This is a genomic window from Rhizobium sp. SEMIA 4085, from assembly GCF_013004495.1.
GTDB classification, from domain to species: domain Bacteria; phylum Pseudomonadota; class Alphaproteobacteria; order Rhizobiales; family Rhizobiaceae; genus Rhizobium; species Rhizobium gallicum.
Genome location: NZ_JABEPH010000448.1, coordinates 1 through 4,120, shown reverse-complemented (window position 1 = coordinate 4,120; position 4,120 = coordinate 1). Strand labels below are relative to the sequence as shown.

Here is a 4,120-nt window from a genome sequence, read left to right as displayed (position 1 = left end):
TTGAACCCCCAATGCGCCAGCCAGCCCAATAGTGGCATAAATATCATGATAGTCCTCCCGTTTGATGAATGCCTGTTAGAGGCCGCTCCCGCTGCCGGAGGCCCGGCAGATGAACCCTCCTCATTCGGCCCCGACGAGCATCGCCACCAGATCCTGCTGGTTTGACCGATTGGGCTTTTCGATTTCGCCGACCTTGTGCCCCTGCCGCAGCACCACTGCGCGGTCGGCCAATTCAACGACATGTTCCATATTGTGGGTGATCAGGATCACCGCATTCCCCTCGTCCCTGAGCTGGGCGATGAGGTTGAGAACTTTTCGGCTTTCGCGCAGTCCAAGTGCAGCCGTCGGCTCATCAAGGATGACAACCTTTCGCGCAAACACAGCCGCGCGGGCGACGGCGATGGCCTGCCGCTGCCCGCCCGACATCAGCGCCACCTGAGCGTCGAATCCGGGCAGCTTGACTTTAAGCCGGTCGATGACGGCTGCAGCTTCACTGTCCATCTGCCGGGTAGCAAGGAATCGCGCGCAACGTGGAAGCCATCGCGGAAACGACAGCTCCCGTCCACAGTAAAAATTTTCAGCCGGCGTCAGATTGTCGAAAAGCGCCAGATCCTGATAGACCGTTTCTATCCCGGCACTGCGCGCGGCGGCAGGATTATGGATCAAGACTTTGTCGCCATCAATCAGGATGTCGCCTTCGTCGAGCTCATGCACCCCACTGACGCATTTGATCAGGGTGGACTTGCCTGCGCCGTTGTCTCCCAGCAAGGCAAGCACTTCCCCACGATAGGCCATGAGGCCGATACCCTTTAGAGCATGGACCGCACCGAAACGCTTATGCGCGCTACGCACTTCCAGAACGGGTTTCGTCATCCCTGCGTTCCCGCCTGTTTGACCCGCATGCGGGCTTCGAGATGATTGCGCAGCACGTCCGACTCGACGGCCATTACGATGATCACTCCGATGGCAATGAGCTGGAAATAAAGGTTGACGTTGAGCAGGTTCAGGGCGTTGCGGATGACGCCGATCATCACCGCTCCCACCAGCGCATGTCCAAGATGCCCGCGGCCGCCGAGAAAACTGGCGCCGCCGATGATCACGGCCGCGATGGTGTCAAGTTCGAGCAGGTTGCCGTAGAGTGGCGAACCCGCCTCGGTGCGTCCGGAGAGAAGGATGGCACCAACACCGCAACACAGACCCGATATCAGGTAGGTGGAGACTATGACCTGATTGACCGGAATGCCCATGCGCCGAGCGGCGTCCGGCTGGCCGCCGACCGCGTAGATCCACCGGCCCCAAACCATATAGCGGGCGATTACAAACATAAGCGCTGCCACAGCTAGGACCACGAAGAACGAGTTCGGAACCGCAAAGCTGGTCCCTCCGCCGATGACGGTGATCGTCGCAGGCATTCCGCGCATGGTTGTGTGACCTATCGACAGCTCAAGCGCTAAACCGCGGGCGATGGAGAGCGTAGCCAGCGTGATGATGAACGGATGGGGCAGGCGGCCGTAGACATAGACCAGCCCGTTCACCGCGCCCACTGCGGCCCCCGCCAGCAGCATAGTAGCCATGACCACGAACGCAGTGTCGGTGACCCGGTACATCAGCGCTCCAAGAACCGTCGCCAGCGCCAGGTTGGCGCCCACCGACAAATCTATACCGCGGGTCAAAATGACGAGGTGCTGGCCAAGCGCAACAACGGCGATCACCGCGATTTGCGCCAGAATGTTGGAGATATTGCGGGGCGTGAAGAAGTTGGGGACGCTGAAGGTGAGGATAACAACAAGCGCGATAAGGATGATAACCGGCCCGGCGCTTAAGAACGTGAGTGCGACAGACAGTCCGGCCGCATGCCCTTTTTCAGCACCTTTTCGCATATCCGGGCTTCCCCCACGGAATCTGGCGTCCACCTGGCCCTCCTTCACATGACTTCTGCGGCCACGTTTGCTAATATCAGCAACGTATATTATCAAAGTCAATTGATTTATTACGTATAATATAACCAAGGGGACGGACGCAGGGGCCGGGCCGCCGTCCTTTCAGAACTAAGCCGTTGAATTTTTCACGACTGCATGGCAGATGTTTATTTCTACGAGGAAATTATCGACTTATGTCCAAATCTAAGAGGCAAGTGAGCTTGGGGCGGCCCACCATGATGGATGTAGCTGCAGCGGCGGGCGTCTCCCAGGCCACCGTCTCACTGGTTCTCAGCGGAACGAAAGGTGCGCGACTTGCCGAAAGCACGCGCGGTCGCGTGCTGGAAGCTGCCCAGGCGCTTGGATATCGTTTTGTGCGCCGCGGCACCAAGACAGCCCCAGGTGGGCAGTCCACCATAGTTTTCGTCGCCGATGAAACATCAACGGATCCCTGGATGTCGCTGGCCTTCGAGGGCGCTCGGGATAAGGCCCTTGAATACGGCATCAATGTGCTGATGGCAGTCAGCCATGGCGATGCCGATGTTGAGGCCAACATTATCGCAGGCCTGGGCAAATTGCCGATTCTTGGCCTGATCTACGGTACGATCCTGACCAGGCTCGTGCAGATTCCTGCAGCCCTCGCCGACCGCCGTATCGTCCTGGTAAACTGCTATGACGAACATCGCGAGCATCACTCCGTTTTGCCTGGTGATCTTCTGGGGGGCCGCACGGCGACCGAACACCTCCTGCTGTCAGGTCGTCGGCGCATCGGCTTCATCAATGGTCAACAGGGAGTAGACGCCGCGCGTGACCGCCTCAAGGGCTATAAACAGGCGTTGGCCAGCAACGACATCGTCTTCGATCCGGCTTTGGTGCGTCCGGGCAATTGGGAGCCATCTGCAGGTTACGAAATGACGCTGGAACTGATGGCGCTGGAAAATCCACCTGATGCCATCTTCTGCGCGAACGACATGATGGCAGTCGGATGTTTCGACGCGCTCAAGCAATTGGGCGCCAAAATACCGGACGATGTCGCCGTTATTGGCTTTGACGATCGCGATATAGCGCAGTACACGCACCCTCCCCTATCGACCCTCGTTCTGCCGCTCTATGAAATGGGGCGAACGGCTACAGAACTGCTTATCGATGCGGCTGGCGGCCTGCACACCACTCCCAGCCGCATAAAGGTTGAGTGTGAGCTAATTGCACGCGAATCCACCGCCAGCCGGCGCGTCGACAATGTCGAAGCCACCGTGGCGGCGCAGTGATCGTTTGAATACAGAACTCGATTGCAGCCCGCTGAGCATCCAGCGGCTTGTGAAACTCAGTCCTTGGCACCTGGAATGAAGATCTCACGCGAGGTCGGTGCGAATTTCCGCGATGACTTTGCGAGGGTGGCCTTCGGCACCTTTGTCCCCACAGATCGACGACTTTTCCCGGCGCGATCGAAACAATGCGTCGGTCAGGGCGTGGATTGCCTCAAGCGCTTGCTCACTTCCTCAAAGTCTCAGCGCGCTCATAGTCGACCGTTTCGGCTCGTCATCGGATTTGAATCGACGTGGAGCGCGCTTCCCGCCGTGCGGCGACCGGCGCCTCGTTGCATTTGCCTCTGGCCCTAAGAGGGACGCATCTTGGTTAAATTCCTGCTTGACGGTTTCATCAAATAAGTGCTGTTATTAGCATTAATATGATCAGGGCCGAAAACTATACTGATCAATAATATTGGTTCGAGTTGCCTTCGGTTCGTACATTACTGTGTATGCCGCGACGGGAGGATCAGGGCGGTAGACAGTTCTGGCGAGTGCCTCGACAGAATGTCCTGGTCGAGCCGGATGATCGAAATGGAACTGCCTTAAGGTACGCAAATCGGATAGCTGCCGCGGCCATTGGCGAGGGGCTAGACACTCCGTCCCTGGAATGGCGTTTCGGTGCCATAACGGCCTCGACCGCCTAGGAGGGCTGAGGGAGCTGTGCCTCTATTCGAGAGTGGGCATTGGACGGAGGGAAGCGAGTTGAAACTCCTGGTGACCGGAATAATGGGAAAGGTGGGAGCGAATCTCCTGCCCGAATTTCTGGCCAACGAAAAATTTTCCGGATGGTCCCTGCGCGCGCTCTGCAACAACCGCGTCATTGACCATCCAGCGGTCGAGATCGTGCGGGGGTCACTGTCGGACCAGCACGCAGTCCGTGCCGCCCTGGAT

Annotated in this window: 3 protein-coding genes and 1 pseudogene; 2 read left to right on the top strand and 2 right to left on the bottom strand. The window is 58.2% G+C overall.

The annotated features are described in order from the left end of the window. Positions 1-120: 120 nt before the first annotated feature. Both C9413_RS28765 and C9413_RS28760 read right to left on the bottom strand, forming a co-directional pair. A complete protein-coding gene (locus C9413_RS28765; protein ID WP_170251254.1) occupies positions 121-873 on the bottom strand; it encodes an ATP-binding cassette domain-containing protein in 753 nt (250 codons plus the stop codon). Beyond that, on the bottom strand, positions 870-1,805 hold the full coding sequence (locus C9413_RS28760) for an ABC transporter permease (protein WP_040116476.1): 936 nt from the start codon (positions 1,803-1,805) through the stop codon (positions 870-872). Before C9413_RS28760 ends, C9413_RS28765 begins: the two co-directional genes overlap by 4 nt. 350 nt (positions 1,806-2,155) lie before the next feature. Between C9413_RS28760 and C9413_RS28755 the strand changes: the two genes are divergently transcribed. Both C9413_RS28755 and C9413_RS32880 read left to right on the top strand, forming a co-directional pair. Further along, the gene (locus C9413_RS28755; RefSeq protein ID WP_052451758.1) at positions 2,156-3,187 is read left to right on the top strand and encodes a LacI family DNA-binding transcriptional regulator; all 1,032 of its coding nucleotides are present in this window, start codon (positions 2,156-2,158) and stop codon (positions 3,185-3,187) included. Between the two features lie 744 nt (positions 3,188-3,931). Then, a pseudogene (locus tag C9413_RS32880) lies at positions 3,932-4,120 on the top strand (NAD(P)-dependent oxidoreductase); the annotation flags it as partial.

Coding starts and splice junctions, on each gene's coding strand:
- C9413_RS28765 (WP_170251254.1), bottom strand. CDS start 873: ATGACGAAACCCGTTCTGGAAGTGCGTAGCGCGCATAAGCGTTTCGGT.
- C9413_RS28755 (WP_052451758.1), top strand. CDS start 2,156: ATGATGGATGTAGCTGCAGCGGCGGGCGTCTCCCAGGCCACCGTCTCA.